This is a genomic window from Longispora sp. NPDC051575 (assembly GCF_040681875.1).
In the GTDB taxonomy this organism is placed as follows: Bacteria; Actinomycetota; Actinomycetes; order Mycobacteriales; family Micromonosporaceae; genus Longispora.
In genome coordinates this window covers 323,459-338,703 of the sequence record NZ_JBFAZP010000001.1, presented here as the reverse complement: position 1 = coordinate 338,703, position 15,245 = coordinate 323,459, and the positions used below count along the sequence as shown (strand labels likewise).

General features: G+C 73.7%; 17 protein-coding genes. 6 read left to right on the top strand and 11 right to left on the bottom strand.

The window, feature by feature from the left end:
- Window positions 1-13: 13 nt before the first annotated feature.
- The 5 genes from AB0M43_RS01445 to AB0M43_RS01425 all read right to left on the bottom strand — a co-directional run bounded on the left by AB0M43_RS01445 (window position 14) and on the right by AB0M43_RS01425 (window position 4,145).
- Window positions 14-796, bottom strand: a complete 783-nt coding sequence (locus tag AB0M43_RS01445) for an ABC transporter permease (RefSeq protein ID WP_363720049.1) — start codon at window positions 794-796, stop codon at window positions 14-16.
- Window positions 793-1,746 carry an ATP-binding cassette domain-containing protein gene (locus AB0M43_RS01440; protein WP_363720047.1) on the bottom strand — a complete coding sequence of 318 codons (954 nt, stop codon included), beginning with the start codon at window positions 1,744-1,746 and terminating at the stop codon, window positions 793-795. Before AB0M43_RS01440 ends, AB0M43_RS01445 begins: the two co-directional genes overlap by 4 nt.
- 257 nt (window positions 1,747-2,003) lie before the next feature.
- The gene (locus tag AB0M43_RS01435; protein WP_363720045.1) at window positions 2,004-2,849 is read right to left on the bottom strand and encodes a DUF4097 family beta strand repeat-containing protein; all 846 of its coding nucleotides are present in this window, start codon (window positions 2,847-2,849) and stop codon (window positions 2,004-2,006) included.
- A gap of 57 nt (window positions 2,850-2,906) precedes the next feature.
- Complete coding sequence (locus tag AB0M43_RS01430) at window positions 2,907-3,422, bottom strand: hypothetical protein (protein ID WP_363720043.1); 516 nt, start codon at window positions 3,420-3,422, stop codon at window positions 2,907-2,909.
- 144 nt (window positions 3,423-3,566) lie between these two features.
- Window positions 3,567-4,145, bottom strand: a complete 579-nt coding sequence (locus tag AB0M43_RS01425; protein ID WP_363720041.1) for a hypothetical protein — start codon at window positions 4,143-4,145, stop codon at window positions 3,567-3,569.
- A gap of 124 nt (window positions 4,146-4,269) precedes the next feature.
- On the opposite strand from AB0M43_RS01425, the gene AB0M43_RS01420 reads away from it, so the two are divergent.
- Both AB0M43_RS01420 and AB0M43_RS01415 read left to right on the top strand, forming a co-directional pair.
- Window positions 4,270-4,626, top strand: a complete 357-nt coding sequence (locus tag AB0M43_RS01420; RefSeq protein WP_363720040.1) for a hypothetical protein — start codon at window positions 4,270-4,272, stop codon at window positions 4,624-4,626.
- Complete coding sequence (locus AB0M43_RS01415) at window positions 4,626-5,288, top strand: nucleotidyl transferase AbiEii/AbiGii toxin family protein (RefSeq protein ID WP_363720038.1); 663 nt, start codon at window positions 4,626-4,628, stop codon at window positions 5,286-5,288. Before AB0M43_RS01420 ends, AB0M43_RS01415 begins: the two co-directional genes overlap by 1 nt.
- Window positions 5,289-5,339: 51 nt before the next feature.
- On the opposite strand, the gene AB0M43_RS01410 is transcribed toward AB0M43_RS01415, so the two are convergent.
- On the bottom strand, window positions 5,340-5,600 hold the full coding sequence (locus tag AB0M43_RS01410) for a hypothetical protein (protein WP_363720036.1): 261 nt from the start codon (window positions 5,598-5,600) through the stop codon (window positions 5,340-5,342).
- 160 nt (window positions 5,601-5,760) lie between these two features.
- Here AB0M43_RS01410 and AB0M43_RS01405 point away from each other — a divergent pair, with 160 nt between their 5' ends.
- Complete coding sequence (locus AB0M43_RS01405; protein WP_363720035.1) at window positions 5,761-6,540, top strand: class I SAM-dependent methyltransferase; 780 nt, start codon at window positions 5,761-5,763, stop codon at window positions 6,538-6,540.
- A gap of 75 nt (window positions 6,541-6,615) precedes the next feature.
- On the opposite strand, the gene AB0M43_RS01400 is transcribed toward AB0M43_RS01405, so the two are convergent.
- Window positions 6,616-9,396: a BTAD domain-containing putative transcriptional regulator gene (locus AB0M43_RS01400; RefSeq protein WP_363720033.1), complete on the bottom strand. Its 2,781-nt coding sequence runs from the start codon at window positions 9,394-9,396 to the stop codon at window positions 6,616-6,618.
- A gap of 155 nt (window positions 9,397-9,551) precedes the next feature.
- Here AB0M43_RS01400 and AB0M43_RS01395 point away from each other — a divergent pair, with 155 nt between their 5' ends.
- Window positions 9,552-9,974, top strand: a complete 423-nt coding sequence (locus tag AB0M43_RS01395) for a hypothetical protein (protein ID WP_363720032.1) — start codon at window positions 9,552-9,554, stop codon at window positions 9,972-9,974.
- A gap of 75 nt (window positions 9,975-10,049) precedes the next feature.
- Here the strand turns inward: AB0M43_RS01395 and AB0M43_RS01390 are convergent, their stop codons facing one another.
- Window positions 10,050-10,706 (bottom strand): nitroreductase family protein, encoded by a 657-nt coding sequence (locus tag AB0M43_RS01390; RefSeq protein ID WP_363720030.1) that lies wholly within the window; start codon window positions 10,704-10,706, stop codon window positions 10,050-10,052.
- 68 nt (window positions 10,707-10,774) lie between these two features.
- On the opposite strand from AB0M43_RS01390, the gene AB0M43_RS01385 reads away from it, so the two are divergent.
- Entirely contained in the window at window positions 10,775-11,152 is a 378-nt protein-coding gene (locus tag AB0M43_RS01385; protein ID WP_363720028.1) for a helix-turn-helix domain-containing protein, read from the top strand.
- Window positions 11,153-11,193: 41 nt separating this feature from the next.
- On the opposite strand, the gene AB0M43_RS01380 is transcribed toward AB0M43_RS01385, so the two are convergent.
- Together AB0M43_RS01380 and AB0M43_RS01375 are read right to left on the bottom strand one after the other, a co-directional pair.
- Window positions 11,194-11,769, bottom strand: coding sequence for a hypothetical protein (locus tag AB0M43_RS01380; RefSeq protein ID WP_363720027.1), 576 nt, complete (start codon window positions 11,767-11,769; stop codon window positions 11,194-11,196).
- Entirely contained in the window at window positions 11,766-12,428 is a 663-nt protein-coding gene (locus tag AB0M43_RS01375; RefSeq protein WP_363720025.1) for a hypothetical protein, read from the bottom strand. The genes AB0M43_RS01380 and AB0M43_RS01375 overlap by 4 nt, the downstream gene beginning before the upstream one ends.
- A 184-nt stretch (window positions 12,429-12,612) precedes the next feature.
- Here AB0M43_RS01375 and AB0M43_RS01370 point away from each other — a divergent pair, with 184 nt between their 5' ends.
- Entirely contained in the window at window positions 12,613-13,824 is a 1,212-nt protein-coding gene (locus AB0M43_RS01370; RefSeq protein ID WP_363720920.1) for an erythromycin esterase family protein, read from the top strand.
- 44 nt (window positions 13,825-13,868) lie between these two features.
- On the opposite strand, the gene AB0M43_RS01365 is transcribed toward AB0M43_RS01370, so the two are convergent.
- On the bottom strand, window positions 13,869-15,227 hold the full coding sequence (locus AB0M43_RS01365) for an MFS transporter (RefSeq protein ID WP_363720023.1): 1,359 nt from the start codon (window positions 15,225-15,227) through the stop codon (window positions 13,869-13,871).
- Window positions 15,228-15,245: the final 18 nt, after the last annotated feature.

Sequence of the window (15,245 nt, the reverse complement as noted above, 5' to 3'; positions counted from 1 at the left end):
GGCCGGCCTCCGGCTACCGCGACGGATCGCGGTTGTACAACTTCTTCGCCCACAGGTACCCGACCAACGCGATCCCCGCGCACCAGGCCGCCGAGATCAGCGCGTTGTTCCCGACCGGCCCGCCGAGCAGCAGCCCGCGCAGGGTCTCGATGACCGGGGTGAAGGGCTGGTACTCGGCGAACTGCCGCAGCCCGGCCGGCATCGAGTCGGTCGGCACGAACCCGCTGCCGAAGAACGGCAGCAGCACCAACGGCATGGGCAGGTTGCTGGCCGTCTCGACACTCTTGCTGACCAGGCCCATCGCGACCGACAGCCAGGTCAGGGCGAAGGTGAGCATCGCCAGCACCCCGACCGCCCCGACCCAGGCCAGCGGGCCCGCCGGCGGCCGGAAGCCGATCAGGAGCGCGACGCCGGTGACGATGGCGAGGCTGATCATGGTCTGGATCATGCTGCCGAGGACGTGCCCGGTCAGCACGGAGGAGCGGGCGATCGCCATGGTCCGGAACCGGGCGATGATGCCCTCGGTCATGTCGGTGGCGACGGAGATCGCGGTGCCCTGGGCCGCGCTGGTCACCGTCATCAGCAGCACGCCGGGGACGACGTAGTTCAGGTAGTCGGACCGGCCGCCGCCCAGGCCGGCGCCGAGCGTGCCGCCGAACACGTAGACGAACAGCAGCAGGAACACGACGGGCATGCCGGCGAGCATCAGGGTCAGTGACGGGTACCGGCGCATCCGGCGCAGGCTGCGGCGCAACATGGTGCCCGAGTCGCGCACGGCGTAGGTCAGGGTGCTCATCGGGCTACCTCCGTTGCCTTGGGGTTACCGGTGAGGGCGAGGAACACGTCGTCGAGGTCGGGGGTGTGCACCGACAGCGCCTCGACGGTGACCGCCGCGCTGTCGAGCCGGTCGAGGAGCCCGCGCAGCAGCAGGACACTGCCGTCGGTGGGTACGTGCAGCGCGAGCTCCTCGTCGTCGCGGGTCGCACCGTCGAGGAGGCGGGCGGCCGTTCCGAGCGCGGTGGCGTCGGCGAACCGGAGGCTGATGTGCCCGCCGGGGATCAGGCGCTTGAGCTCGGCGGCGGTGCCCTGGGCGACCAGCCTGCCGTGGTCGAGGACCGCGATCCGGTCGGCGAGGTGGTCGGCCTCCTCCAGGTACTGGGTGGTGAGGAAGATCGTCACCCCGTCGGCGACCAGGTCGCGGATCGTCTGCCACATCGCGCGCCGGCTGCGCGGGTCGAGCCCCGTGGTCGGTTCGTCGAGGAACACGATCCGCGGGTCCCCGACCAGGCCCATGGCCAGGTCCAGCCGGCGGCGCATCCCGCCGGAGTAGGTGACGGCGGACTTGCCGGCCGCCTCGACCAGGTCGAACTTCTCCAGCAGCGCCTGGACCCGGCGCCGGCCCTCCTGGCGGGGCAGGTGGTGCAGGTCCGCCATGAGGAGCAGGTTCTCCCGCCCGGTGAGCAGGCCGTCCACGGCGGAGAACTGGCCGGTGACGCCGATCGCGGCCCGCACGGCGTCCGGTTCGCGGGCGACGTCGTGCCCGGCGACCCGGACCTCGCCCCCGTCGGCGCCGATCAGCGTGGACAGGATCTGCACGGTGGTGGTCTTGCCGGCGCCGTTGGGGCCGAGCAGGGCGAAGATCGTGCCCTGGGTGACGGCGAGGTCGATGCCGTCGAGGACGACGTGGTCTCCGTAGGACTTGCGGAGGCCCTGGGTGATGATCGCGGGTGGGGCGGTGCCGGTCATGGTCCCTCGTTCCCTTCGTGGGGGCCGGATGTGGGCGTGCGGGGTCGCCGGCGCGGCGCGGTGTGGCTGCGGGCCGGATCGGGGCGTGCGGGGTCGACCGGGCGTCGGTGGACGGTCCGGGTGGGGAGGTGCCGGGTTCGGTGGCCGCGTCGTGCCGGGCCGGTAGGTCTTCGGGCGGGGCACGCGGGGCCGGTCGGTCTTCGGGCGGGGCGCGCGGGGCCGGTGGGTCGTGGTGGGGCGCGCCGGGCCGGCCCGTCTCAGCTGTGCCGGATGATGATGTCCCCGTAGGACGTGCGGGCCCGGATCTCCACGGTGTCGCCCTGCGCGGGCTCGGGGGCCTCGACGGGCGCCAGCCGGTTGCGGACGTTGCCGAACTGGGTGTGCACGTCCAGCAGCGCGGCGGTACCGGGCCGGATGCCGACCTCCACCTCGCCGAAGGCGGTCTTCAGCGACACGGTGCCGCGCACGGTCTCGCCGATCCGGATCACGCCGTTGGCCGTGGTCGCGGTGACATCGTCGCGGGCCTGGTCGACGGTGATGTCCCCGTTGGCCGCCTTGACCCGCAGGCCGCCGCCGACGGCGCCGATCCAGGTGTCGCCGTTGGAGTTCTTCACGAGGGCGGTGCCGTCGACCTGCCGCAGGCGCACCCGGCCGGTACCGGTGCTGACGTCGGCGTTCCCGGCGATCCGTCCGGCGGCGACCGCGCCGGCCCCGGTACTCAGGTCGGCGGGTCCCGTGTCGTCGACGTTCAGGTCGCCGGCCGTGGTCCTGATCCGGCACTCGCCGAGCCTGCCCGTGGTGCGGAACGCGCCCAGGGTGGCGTCGGCGTGCAGGTCGGAGCCCTCCGGGAGCGCGATCTCCACGTCGACGGACCCGACCTTGTTGAACACGTTGAAGCGCTGTCGGGGACCCTTCACGAGGAGCCGGCCGTCGGCGTACTCGACCCGGGTCTGCTCGGCGGCCCGCACGTCCGCCTCCTTGTCCGCGTTGCTCGGGCGGACCCGCACGGTGGTGTCCGCGCGGTCGGTCGCGGTGATCCGGACGTCGGCGACCGCGAGTTCGATCGTGACCGGGAACGGTTCCGGGGTGTCGAAAGTGGGCATGGTGCTATCTCCTGACGGGGAGTCGGGCGTTCGGGGCTGGCGGGAGGGCGGGCTGTGCTAGCGGACCCAACCGGTGTAGCGGTCGGCGCCCCGCGCGGCGCGCTGGTCGTCGGCGGGGGCCTGCCAGGCCGAGCCGGACGCGGCCGCGGACGAGGTGCGGACCAGCCACGCGTTGACCGACAGGCCGTCGCGGCCCGCCGCCTCCTCGATCCGCGTCTTGAGCTGGTCGGACAGGCGGAAGTTGATCCGGGAGGTGGCGCCCTCGTCCGGGTCGGCCGCCGCGGGCGGGGCCTGCGGCGCGGGGCGGGCCTCCTCGGCCGGGGGCTCGGCCGGCGGTGGCGTCACCACGAAGCTCGGCTCCCGGCCGCGAAGCCGCAGCTCGACGGAGCCGGGCGCCAGGTCGCGGGTGATCTCGTCGGCGGCGGCCGAGAGCGCGTCCAGGAGCGCGAGCCGGAACGCCGACTCCAGGGGGGCCGACAGCCGTTCCGCGAGGGCCCGGGCCTCGGGGCCACCGAGGTCGGCCGCGTCGGCGAGGTCCCGGCAGACGTTGTCGACATACGACGTGAGGTTCATGGTGCCATCATGGCACCGCGATGGCGCCATGACAAGCCACATTGGCTCACCATGGCACCACCGCCGGAATTTCGTACCCGAATCAAGGGCTTTCAAGCTATTTTCTGGGTACTCTGCGGAGCGGCCGGAGCCGGTGTCGGTCGGTCAGGACCAGCGTCGGTCCCACTGGGTCATCGGCGCGCGCCCGTACTTCCAGCCGGTCTCCAGCAGGTACCGGAGCGCCGGATGGCGGCGGACGTGGCGGCGGTTGTGCGGGAACCACCTGCCCAGCCCGAACCACGCGCGCCGGAGCGCCAACCACCCGAGGAACGGCAGGAACCACACCCCGATCCGCGGCACGGTCGACGGCACCAGCGGGAGGCCGTCGAAGTTGCCGAGCGCGGTGTCGAGGAGCAGGGCCACGCCCCAGGCCAGGGCGGGGAAGCCCACCACTGCCAGCAGGGCCTCCAGGTAGTGGCCGAGGCGGCACCGCCCGCAGCGCGGCACCTCGACGTCGCGCCGCTCCCACGACTCGCGGACGACCAGGCCGAGGGCGGGGAAGGTCATGGTCGCGTTCCGGTGCACGCCGGCCCTGTACACGGCGGCGGCGGACGCCGGACCGGCGCAGAACCAGCACCGGTCCTCCGGCCAGATCTCCGGCGCGGGCACCTCGAGGTCGTCCTCCGGCGTCGCGGACACGCCGGGGTCGTCCTCGGGCGTCCCGAACGGGTCGAAGGTGGACACGACCGGCATGCTAGTCGGCCCTGTCCACCCCCACCCCCGGCGTCCCGGGCCCCATAACAGGACAATCGGGTATGGAACATCTCCCAGGGTGTGCTGTCGGACCCGGCGGCGGTACCCTGAGCGCATGGACGAGACCCAGGCACCTCGCCGGCGTCGGGCCTTCGAGGCCCGCCCCGGTCGCAGCGCCCTGGTCGCCCCCGACCTCGCGGCCCTGCGCGGCCCCACCTCCGGGGTCGTGGAACTGCCGCTGAACATCTCCTGGCAGCCCAACCGCCGGTTCGACCTGGCCAGCGACCACCGGCGCCGTTCGCTGTACCAGAACGTGCTGCGCGAGGCCGCCCAGTACGAGGACCTGCACACCTTCCTGCACCGCGACACCCTGCTGGAACTGTGGCCCCGGCTGCTGCTGCCGAAGGGCGTCCGCGCCGCGTGGGAGCACGCCCACCCCGAACTGCGCCCGCCGGTCGCCCGCGCCGCCTGATGCCGATCGACGAGTTCCAGCGGCGGGTCGCGACGTTGGCCCTCCGCGCGATCGGCCCGCTCGGCTTCGCCCTCGGCGGCGGCAACGCCCTCATGATCCACGGCATCATCGACCGCCGGACCTACGACGTGGACCTGATGGTGGACCGGGAGGGCGCCGTCGCCGAGGCGGTCGCGGCCGTCGAGGACGCGATGTGCGCCGCCGGCCTCACCGCCCGGCGGGTCGAGCGCCGCACGGACCTGTCCGACATGTTCGAGGGCTTCGACCTGGAGCTCGCCGACTGGGTGATCGCCGACCACGCCGACGGCCGGGCCACGCAGCTCCAGATCGCGCACATCAGCCGCCTGCACGCCACGGTGATGATGGACGTCGGGCCGGTCCTCGCCCTGGAGGACGTCATCGGCTCGAAGGTCTGCGCGCTCGCCGGCCGGTACGAGTCCCGGGACTTCGCCGACGTCGCCGACGCCCGCGACCGGTACACCGTGGCCCAGCTCATCGCCCTGGCCCGGGCGCTCGACCCGGGCCTCGGCGCCGAGGACTTCGCCGATGTCGGCGACCGCCTCGACGCCCTGGAGGACGAGGTGTTCACCGAAGAACTCGGCCTGGACCCGCCGGCCGTCGCCGAACTGCGCGACCGGTTGGCGGACTGGCCCCGCTCGTAGTCCCCGGCCGTACCCCTCTGAGGTGGAAGATCTTTCGGGGATCCGTCCGGATCAGCGCCCGTCGAGTGACGGGGCGGTGTCGCAGGCCATCTTGCGGAAGACGTAGTACCCGGTGAGGCTGCCGCCCTGGGTCATGTTCCCGCGACAGTCGACGTAGCGGTAGCCGTTGCGGTAGGTCTGGGAGGAGTCGGTGTACCAGCTGTGGCTGCACTGGTAGCCGGCCGGGCACTGCGGGACGGCCTGCGCCGGGGCGGACACCCCGACGGCCGCCCCGCCGGCGAGCGCGGCGGCGAGCAGAACGCGACGAATCATGGCCGGTTCCTTTCCGGGAGGAGGACGCGGCGGATGAGCGTCCACTCTGGACAATGATAGGGCAGGTGGCGCCGGTCGGACCTGCCAGAACCGGGCCACGGGTCGGACAGCGCGGCAGTCGCGGATCTAGGCTGACCGGATGCCCGCAGGAGGAGAGCCCATGACGACCGACGAACCGCGCCCACCCGCCCGGGAGCAGCGGACCGTGTTCGGCGAGGTCGCCGGCACCTACGACGACGTGCGGCCGGCCTACCCGCCGGAGATCCTCACCCGGATCCTCGACTACCTGGGCCGCGCGCCGGCCGGGGTGCTGGAGTCCGGCGCCGGGACCGGCAAGGCCACCGCGCTGCTGCGGACCCTGGACGTGCCGGTCACCTGCGTGGAGCCGGACCCGGAGATGGCCGCCGTGCTGACCGGGAGGTACGCCGACGACGAACTCGTGTCCGTCGTGGTCAGCGGCTTCGAGGACTACACGCCGCCGGCGCCCGTGGACCTGCTCGCCAGCGCGCAGGCCTGGCACTGGCTCGACCCGGCCCGCCGCGCCGGGCTGGCCCACGCGGCGCTCGCCCCGGGCGGCACGCTGGCCGTCTTCGGACACCACTACGGGTTCGCCGACCCGGAGCTGTCCGAGGCCATCAACGCCGTCTACCTGCGCCTGACCCCGGAGATCGCCCACCGGGAGGGCTTCCCGGAGCACTACACGCCGTTCGCGCCGGGGGAGCTGTCCGCGTTCGCCGACCTGGACCGGCAGCAGGTGGAGAGGCTGGTGCCGTTCCCGACGGAGCGGTACCTGCGGCTGCTGTCGACGTTCTCCAACCACCGGCTGCTCGCGCCCGAGCGCCGCGACCGGCTGCACGCGGCGCTGGCCGAGGTGATCGACGGGCACGGCGGGGTGCTGGACCACCGGCTCACCACGACCCTGTGGCTGGCCCGCCGCTGACCGGCAGGGGGGAGGGACCTCCGGATCCGGCGGACGGGCCTGGACGGTCCCGCGCAACCTGGTACCCGTCTGAAGCTATGGACTGTCGTTGGTTCCGAGGCGCTGGCAGTGGTCCTCCAGGTCGGCGAGCAGGCCCTCGATGACGGCGATCTCCTCCGGGTCGGGCAGGTCGCGCCAGAGCCGCAGCGCGCTCTCCAGGTGCGTGCGGGCACTGTCGGTGTCGCCGAGCGACCGGTGGGCGGTGCCGACGTTCTGGTGGGCGTTGCTCGTCATCCGGATGTCGCCCGTGCCCTCGGCGGCGACCAGCGAGTTGTGCCAGTGCCGCAACTGGCGTTCGTGGTCGGCGAGAACGGTGTAGACCGTGCCCAGGTTCCCCTCCGCGAAGGCGATGTCCCGCTGGTTCTCCGTCGAGCGGGCGATGTCGGCGGCCCGCTGGTAGTGCTCGATCGCCTCGTCGTAGCGCTGGGCGAGATAGTGGGCCCAGCCCAGGTTGTTCCAGATCGTGCCCCGCTTGGCCAGGGTGTCCGGGAACTTCTCCAGCAGCCGGAGGGATTCCTGGTACGCCGCCAGGGCCTCCTGGTCGTGGCCCTGCTGGGCGAGCAGGATCGCGTGGTGCGACAGCGAGGCCGCCAGGGCCCGCTCGTCGGGCAGCTCGCGACGCAGGGTCACGACGTCGGCGATGACGTCGAGCGCCTCGTCGTAGCGCTTGAGGTAGTACAGCGCCGGGACGAGGGTGTTGCGGGCGGCCACGACGGCGGCCGGTTCGCCGAACGCCCGGGCGGCGCGCTCGCCGTGCCGCAGGACCACGAGGCGCTCCGCCGGGGACCGCCGCCGTTCCATCCACGCCTGCAGGGACTCGGTCATGTTCCAGCACAGCTCCGGATGGGACTGTTCGACCGCGGCGACCAGGGACACCAGGGCCGTGCCCTCGGTGTCGAACCAGGACACCGCCGCCCACTCGTCGGCGAAGGTCAGCCCACTGGGCTCCAGCCGACGGTCGAGGGTGCTGCCGAGGACCCGGTCGGCGTCGGCGCAGGCCCGCAGGTACCAGTCCAGGAGCCGGGCCAGGGCGTCCGGCGTCTCCGGTGACCGGGTCGCCACCTCGACCGCGTACATCCGCACCAGGTCGTGCATGTGGTAGCGGCCGTCCTGCTCCGTGAGCAGGCTGGCGTCGCACAGCTGCGCCAACGGCGTCGCGACGTCCGCGACAGGCCGGCCGGCCAGGGCCGCCGCGACGTCGGCGCCGAGATCCGGGGCCGGATTCGCGCCCAGCAGGCCGAAGAGCCGCCGCGCGGTCGGCGGCAACGCGCGCAGCGAGTGGGCGAAGACCGCGCGCACGGACGCCAGCCCGTCGTCGGCGATGTCCAGGCTCGACAGGCCGGCGGCGCGGAGTTCGCGCAGGTAGTCGTCGAGGGTCTGCCCGGGCCGGTCCTGGAGTGTCGCGGCGGCGATCCGGATCGCCAACGGCAGACAGCCCAGCGCGGTACAGAGGGCGGTCGCCGCCGCCGGGTCCCGGTCCACCCGGCGCGCGCCGATGACCTGCCGCATCAGCTCCACCGACTCCCCGGGCGACAGGGGCGCCAGGTCGACGCGGCGGGCACCGTCGAGCGCGACGAGGCCGGTCAGCCGGTCCCGGCTGGTCACGACGACGAAGTTGTCCCGGCCGCTGGGCAGCAGTGGCCGCACCTGCTCGACCATGCCCGCGTTGTCCAGCACGACGATCATCCGCTGGTCGACGACGCGGGACCGGAACAGGGCGCTGGCCGCGTCCACGTCGGACGGGATCGCGTCGTCGGCCACCCCGACCATCCGCAGCAGCTGGGCCAACGCGTCGATGACGGGCAGCGGTCGGCGCCCGTCGTAGCCGCGCAGGTTGAGGTAGAGCTGACCGTCCGGGTACCGGTCGGCGGCCAGCCGGGCCCAGTGCACGGCCAACGCGGTCTTGCCGACCCCCGCCATGCCGCCGATCGAGCTCAGGAGCACGGTGCCCCCGTCCGGGCGCTGCCGGGAGTAGTCGTCCAGCCGGTCGAGCTCCGCGCCCCGGCCGAGAAAGTGGGGGATGTCCCTCGGCAGGAACCTGCGCGCCCCGGGGAGAGCGCGCGGCCGAAGCTCCGGATCGTCGCGGAGAATGTCCGCGTGCCGGCGGCGCAGCTCCTCGCACGGGTCGATCCCCAGTTCGTCGGCGAGCCGGGTGCGGGTCGCCGCGTACAGGCTCAGGGCCTCGGCCTGCCGGCCGCTCCGGTACAGGGCGAGCATGGTGACGGCGACCAGGTCCTCGGCGAAGGGGTGCAGCCGCACCAGGTCACCCAGTCGCGGGAGGATCTCGGTCGCGCCGCCCAGGTCCAGTTCCGTCTCGGCCCACAGCAGGGCGACCGCCAGCCTGCGCCGGTCCAGATAGGCCGCGGCGTCGCGGATCGACGGGTGGTCGGCGAACCCGTCGAACGCGGTGCCGTGCCAGCAGTCCAGCGCGGCGCGCAGACTCCGACATCCGGACCGGGCGTCGCCCGCCCCGACGGCCCTCGCCCCCGCGTCGGCGAGGGCCTCGAACCGGGTCGAGTCCAGGTGCTCCCTCGCCGCCAGGGTGTAGACGCCCTGGCGGTGCCCCAGCAGCTCCGCGCCCACGAGACGCCGCACCTGGTGGACGTACTGCTGCACGTTGCGGCGCGCCGACGGCGGCGGTTCGTCACCCCACAGCGCCGCGCTCAGCGTGTCCGCCGACACCGGCTGGTCCGGCCGTGACAGCAGCACCGCCAACACCAGCCTGGTCTTGAACGCGGACTGGAGGTACAGCTCGACACCGTCACGGGCCACGCGCAGCGGCCCTAGTACCTGGAACTCCCAGCCCTGCCCGGCCATCCCGCGCCATCCACTCCGTGTAGCCGTCTGATCGCGCGCCGAATTGTAGTTCCGCTGTGCACCGGCCACGGATCATTCCACCCGCAGCCGGTCGGCCGCCAGTTCGGCCGCCCGGCCCCAGGACTGAACGCAAGCCCTCTCACATTGGAGTCCCCATGACACACCGTAGATCGATCGTCGGCACGATGGTGATGCTCGCGGCCCTCGCCTCGGCGCTGGTCGCCAGCCCGGCCCAGGCGAGCGGCGGCGGCTGCAACGACATCACCCAGAACGGCTGGCACATCGGCGTGTGCGGCTCGGACAACGGCGTGACCATGTACCCGGACTACTACATCAACGCGGCCCCGTCGTGGTCGGGCAGCTGCACGTCGAAGAGCAGGGTCGAGATCTGGCAGAACGGCGCGATCGTCTCCTACAACTCCTGGGCGAACGCCGGCTGCGCGCGGGGGCACTACACCCGCAACGGCGTCAGCATCGCCGGCCGGTCGTCGTCCCTGGAGTTCCGGACCCGGGTGCAGATCAGCCTCAACGGCTCGACGGTGTACAACGGGCTCGGCCCGGCGACCCGGTGCTGCTGACTGCCGGTGACTGACTGACGCGGGGTGGGGCGCCGGATTCCGGGCCCCACCCCGCGGACCCGGGCCGGCCCCGGCTCAGGCGGGCCGCGCCCCGAACCGCTCCCGGTGGACGTTGCGGTCCCGGGCCCGACGCCCGGGGTGGCGGGGCCGTTCCGCCGGATAGCCCACCGACAACAGGAGGGCGACGGCCAGGTCGTCACGGTCGTCGATGCCGACCGCCTTCTTCACCAGGGCCTCGTCCCAGCCGTTCATCGGAGACGTGGCCAGCCCCAGTTCGGTGGCCGCGAGCATCACGAAGCTGGCGGCGATCATGGCGTCCTTGACCGCGTACTCGCGGAGGAGCCCGCGGTCCCGGAGCCCGGCCTGGAACTCCGCCGAGGCGGCGGCGAACAGGGCGATGAACTCCTCGGACCAGGCCCCGTTGTGCCGTGCCCGGGCGTAGACGTCGGCGCGGTCCTCCCGCCAGGCCCACGGTTCGGCCACGAACACCAGCACGACCGGGGCCTCCTGCGGCTGGGGCTGCCCGCCCGTGGCCAGGGTCAGTCCGGCGCGGCCCTCCTCGCCGGACACGACGACGATCGAGCGGTCCTGCAGGTTCCAGCTGGTCGGAGCCTCGATCGCCAGGTCCAGCAGAGTGTCGAGGTCGGCCGCGGGGACCGGGTCGGGTCGGTAGTGCCGGACGGAGCGGCGGGTGCGGATGGCGTCGGCGACAGAGAGCGTGCGGTTCGTCATGCACTCACTCTCGGAGAGCCACTCTCTTTTGGGAAGAGAGCACTTACGAGTGCGTTACTCTCCTTCGGGTGCGCAACCTCGTGGAATCCTCCGGCCTACCCGCCGACGTCTACTCCGCCGAGTGCCCCACCCGCCAGGTCCTCAACCACATCGCGGGCAAGTGGACGATCCTGATCGTCGACGCCCTGGCCGACGGCACGATGCGCTACACCGACCTGGGGCGACGGATCGAGGGCGTCTCGCAGAAGATGCTGACCCAGACCCTGCGCCAACTCGAGGCGGACGGATTCCTCACCCGCACCGTGCACCCGACCGTCCCGCCCCGGGTCGACTACGAGCTGACCGACCTCGGCCGCAGCCTGGCCGGCCCGATCGCCGCGCTCCGGGAATGGACCGAGGCCCACATCAACGAGATCGAAAGGGCCCGTCGCCGCGCCCACTGCTGAGTTGTTCCGGCCGCACCCCGGGTGGCCGTTGCGGAACCGTGTCAGACCTGGCCCGGAGGCATCCCGAACCGGAGGTGCTCCAACGCGGCGCCGCGCCACAGCTCGGCCCCCTCCAGGGCCCTCAGGACGAGGTCGGCGCGGTCGGCCGGGAGCCGCTCCTCCAGGTCGTCCAGCTCCGTGCGCAGGTCGGCGAGAACGTCCTCGGTCATGGGTACGGACTCCTCGGCCAGCGCGCGCACGGTTCCCAGGCCCCGGACCGCCCACAGTGCGTAGTTGAACAGCAGGCCGAAAGCTCCGGTGCCCGCGACGAACAGGGCCAGGGTCACCGGATCGCCGGGCGGCCCCGCCACCCACAGCACGGCCGCGCCCGCCGCCGCCCACGCGCCGATGGTCACGCTTCTCGACACCTTGGCCCTCCTGGTGGACGCCACCGGGCCGTACACCCGCGCCGCGCCCGACAGTTCGTCGGCGATCAGGTCCAGTCGGGCGATCAGGACGTGGTCGGCCCCACCGTCCTCCCAGTCCCGGATCTGCGCCCGCGCGGTGGCCCGCCGGATCCGCACCGAGCACGCGACCAGCCTCGCCCGCACCTCCTTCCGGCTCAGCGGCGTGCTCACTCGTCCTCCTCGTCGGGGGTCAGCCAGACCGTGATCGCGTCGGCGGCCTGGCACAGGTGGCGGTCCGCCAGGCTCAGCGCCTCCAGGGTCCTGTCCCGGGTCCACAGCCAGTGGAACACCGCAGGCCTGCGGGCCACTGCCCGCAGCCGGTGCCGGTCCAGCGTCTCGATGCCGAGCCGCGCGAGCGTGGACCGCGCGCCGAGCAGGAGCTCGACCGTCTGCTCCGCGACCGCGCGGGGGCCGTCCGGCTCCGGGGGCAGCTCCACGGGTGGGCGGTCCCGGGTAGCCCGCGCGATCCGGAACATGCTCAGGAGCACGACCCACAGGTAGGCCAACCACTGGTACGGCTTGTAGCTGACGACCACCGCCGCGACCGCTGCGGCCAGCGTCCAGCCCGGCGCCGCGCCCAGCGCCGCCCCCGCGAGCCCCACCAGGAGGGCGATGAGCGCGTTCCAGCAGGCGAACAACGGCACGTAGCCCAGGTAGGACGGCTCTCCCGCGACGCGGACGAGGACGAGTTGGGCGGCGTTCAGGTGCCGCTCGGCGTGGCCCACCCTCGGGTGGCGCGTGTCGGCCGTGGCGCGCCGGAAGCGTGCGGCGGCCTCCACGACCACCTCCTGCTGGGTCGACAGGTCCGCGAGCCATCGATGGGGGTGCACGGCGATCAGCATGGCACACGGGCGCCACCACGCGATCCCTGAAGGGTGCCGCCCTCGAACGGCGCGGCCTCGGGTCCCGTGTCCGCCGGCGTCCCTTTCCAGCGGGGGTGCACCCGGGGCTGTTTCCGGGACGGGGCACCTGGGTAGGCGGGGGCAGGACTCGGAGGTGGCGATGACCACGCGGATGTCTGACTTCGGCGCCCATGCCCATCTGTTGGCGAACGCCGGGGCGCTGGACCCGTTGATGTTGCGGATCGGGGACGCGTCCGTGGTGATGCTGGGCGCGGCCGACCACGGTACCCACGACTTCCAGCACTGGCGGGTCGAGATCACCCGCAGGCTGGTGGCCGAGCACGGGTTCTCGTTCGTCGCGGTCGAGGGGGACTGGGCCGACTGCGCGCGGGTCGACCGCGCGGTCCGGCCGACCGGGGCCGAACCGCCGGCGCCGGCGGCCGCGCTCCGATCCGTCGAGCGGTGGCCGACCTGGATGTGGGCGAACGAGGAGGTCCTCGGCTTCTGCGACTGGCTGCGGCGGTGGAACGCGGGCCACGACCGGCGGGTCGGCTTCCACGGCCTGGACGTGTACAGCCTGTGGGAGTCCACCCGGGCGATCGTCGACTACCTGCGCGGACACGACCCGGCGGCGATCCCGGCGGCTGTGCGCGCCTACCGGGGCCTCGAACCGCCCGCCCGGAACACGGCGGCCCGGTTCGTGCGGGCGGGGCTGGAGCCGGGCGTGGTCGGGCTGCTGACCTACCTGCGGCGGCACGCGGTCGAGCGGGTGGGGGAGGAGTTCGCCGCCTGGCAGTCCAGGGACGTCGTCCCGGGCGCCGAGGGGTACTACCGGTCGATGGTGGCCGGCGACGTCCCCTCGCGGACCCTGCGCGCCACCCACCTGGCCGACACCCTCGACCGGCTCCTGGAGCACTACGGCCGGGGCGCCAAGGCCGTGGTCTGGGCGCACAACGCACACGTCGGCGACGCCCGGGCCACGGCCGGCCCGGTCAGCCCCGGCCAGCTCGCCCGGCAGCGGCACGGCGCCGACTCCGTCGTACTCGTCGGCTTCGGCGGCTACCAGGGCACCGTGGTCGCGGCGGCCGACTGGGGGGAGCCGCCCCGGGTGTCGGCCGTCCCGCCCGCCCGGGCCGGGTCCGTCGAGGCGCTGCTGCGGGGCAGTGGGCACGAACGCGCGCTCTTCGTGTTCCCGCGCGTCGACCAGCCCCGCTGGCTCACCGAACCGGTCGACCACCGCGCGATGGGCGTGCTCCACGAGCCGGACGGCTACGAGGAGACCGTGCTGGGTGCCCGGTACGACGCGTTCTGCTGGTTCCACCACACCACCGCGCTGCACCCGCTGCACGCCCTGTCCCCGGAGCGCGAGCCCGCCGCGGCCTGAACCGTGGCCCCGACGCCGCCGGGCCCACCTCCGCCGTCCCGGGCTCAGCTCCGCCCGGCCGGCTCGGGCACGCGGCCCGGGCGGGGTGCGGCCGGCACGTCGCGCACCGTCCGGTGCAGGACCACCGCGCAGACGGCGGTGGCCACGCCGGCCGCGCCGATCGCCACCCCGATCCCGCCCACCTCCGCGAGCCCGCCGACCAGCACGGGACCCACGCCCTGGACGGTCATCAGCCCCGTGCTCAGCAACGCGAAGGCCTGGCCCCGCATCGGCTCCGGCACGGCCTCGAGGAACTGCCGCTGCAACGTCAGCCCGAACGCGAACCCCGCCCCGCTCAGCGCCAACAGCACCCCGGTCGCCACCAGGGGCAGATCAAGGACGAGGCCCATGAGGGGTACGCCGAGGAGCGCGACCAGCGGCCCGTACAGCCGCTCCCGCCGGGCCGGCCGCACGCACCGCGCGACCACCACGTCCCCGACGAGCATCCCGACCGGCAGGCACGCCAGCAGCAGCCCCGCCGAGCCCGCCGGGAACCCCCGCCCGTCCGAGTACGGCACCAGCAGGCTCTCGCCGCCGACCACGAGGCCGGGCGGGAGCCACTGCGCCAGGAACAGGCCCCGGATCCGCCGGTCGGTGAGCAGGTCCCGGCTGCCGGCCAGGCTCTCCGCGACCGCCGAACGCCGCCGCCCGCCGCCGGCCCCGGCCCGCCCACCCGGTGTCCCGCCGGGCACCGCGTCCACCTCCGCGCCGGACGCCCCGTCGAGGTCCCGGTCCTGTCGCGTGCAGGGCTCCGCGATGGGCTCAACGGTGGGCTCAGCGGTCGCGAAGTCGGTCAGTCGCCAGCGGACGACCACCGCCGCGACCAGCATGCACCCGGCGCTGACCAGCAACGCCTCCCGCGCCCCGAGGAACGCGACAGCGGCCCCGGCCCCCGCGAGCCCCAGCAGTTGCGCGCCCGAGGAGGCCATGCCCATCAACGACCGGCCGAGCACGTACGCGTCCCCGGTCAGCGAGACCGCGACCAGCTTGGCCGACGCCCCGCCGAACACCGGGCTCAGGCACGCCACCAGCGCGACGACGACCAGCATCGCCCACACCGGCAGGCCGCCGAGCCCGAGGAGCACCGCGCTGGCGGCCTCCAGCAGGTAGCCGGCCGTGATGAGCCGGCGCGGCCGGAGCCGGTCGGCGAACGCGCCGAGGAGTACCCCGCCGAGGAGTTGGGGCAGGAAGCCGATCCCGAAGGTCACCGCGCCGAGCAGCGGCGAGCCGGTCAGCCCGTAGACCAGCACGGACAGGGCGACCATCCGCACGGTGTTGGCGGCGATGGCGAGCGTGCGGGTCCCGAAGATGATCCTGAAGGTGGGCTCGGCGAGTACCTGGCCGAAGGTGGCGCGTTCCGTCATGCCAGGATCCTGGCCGGA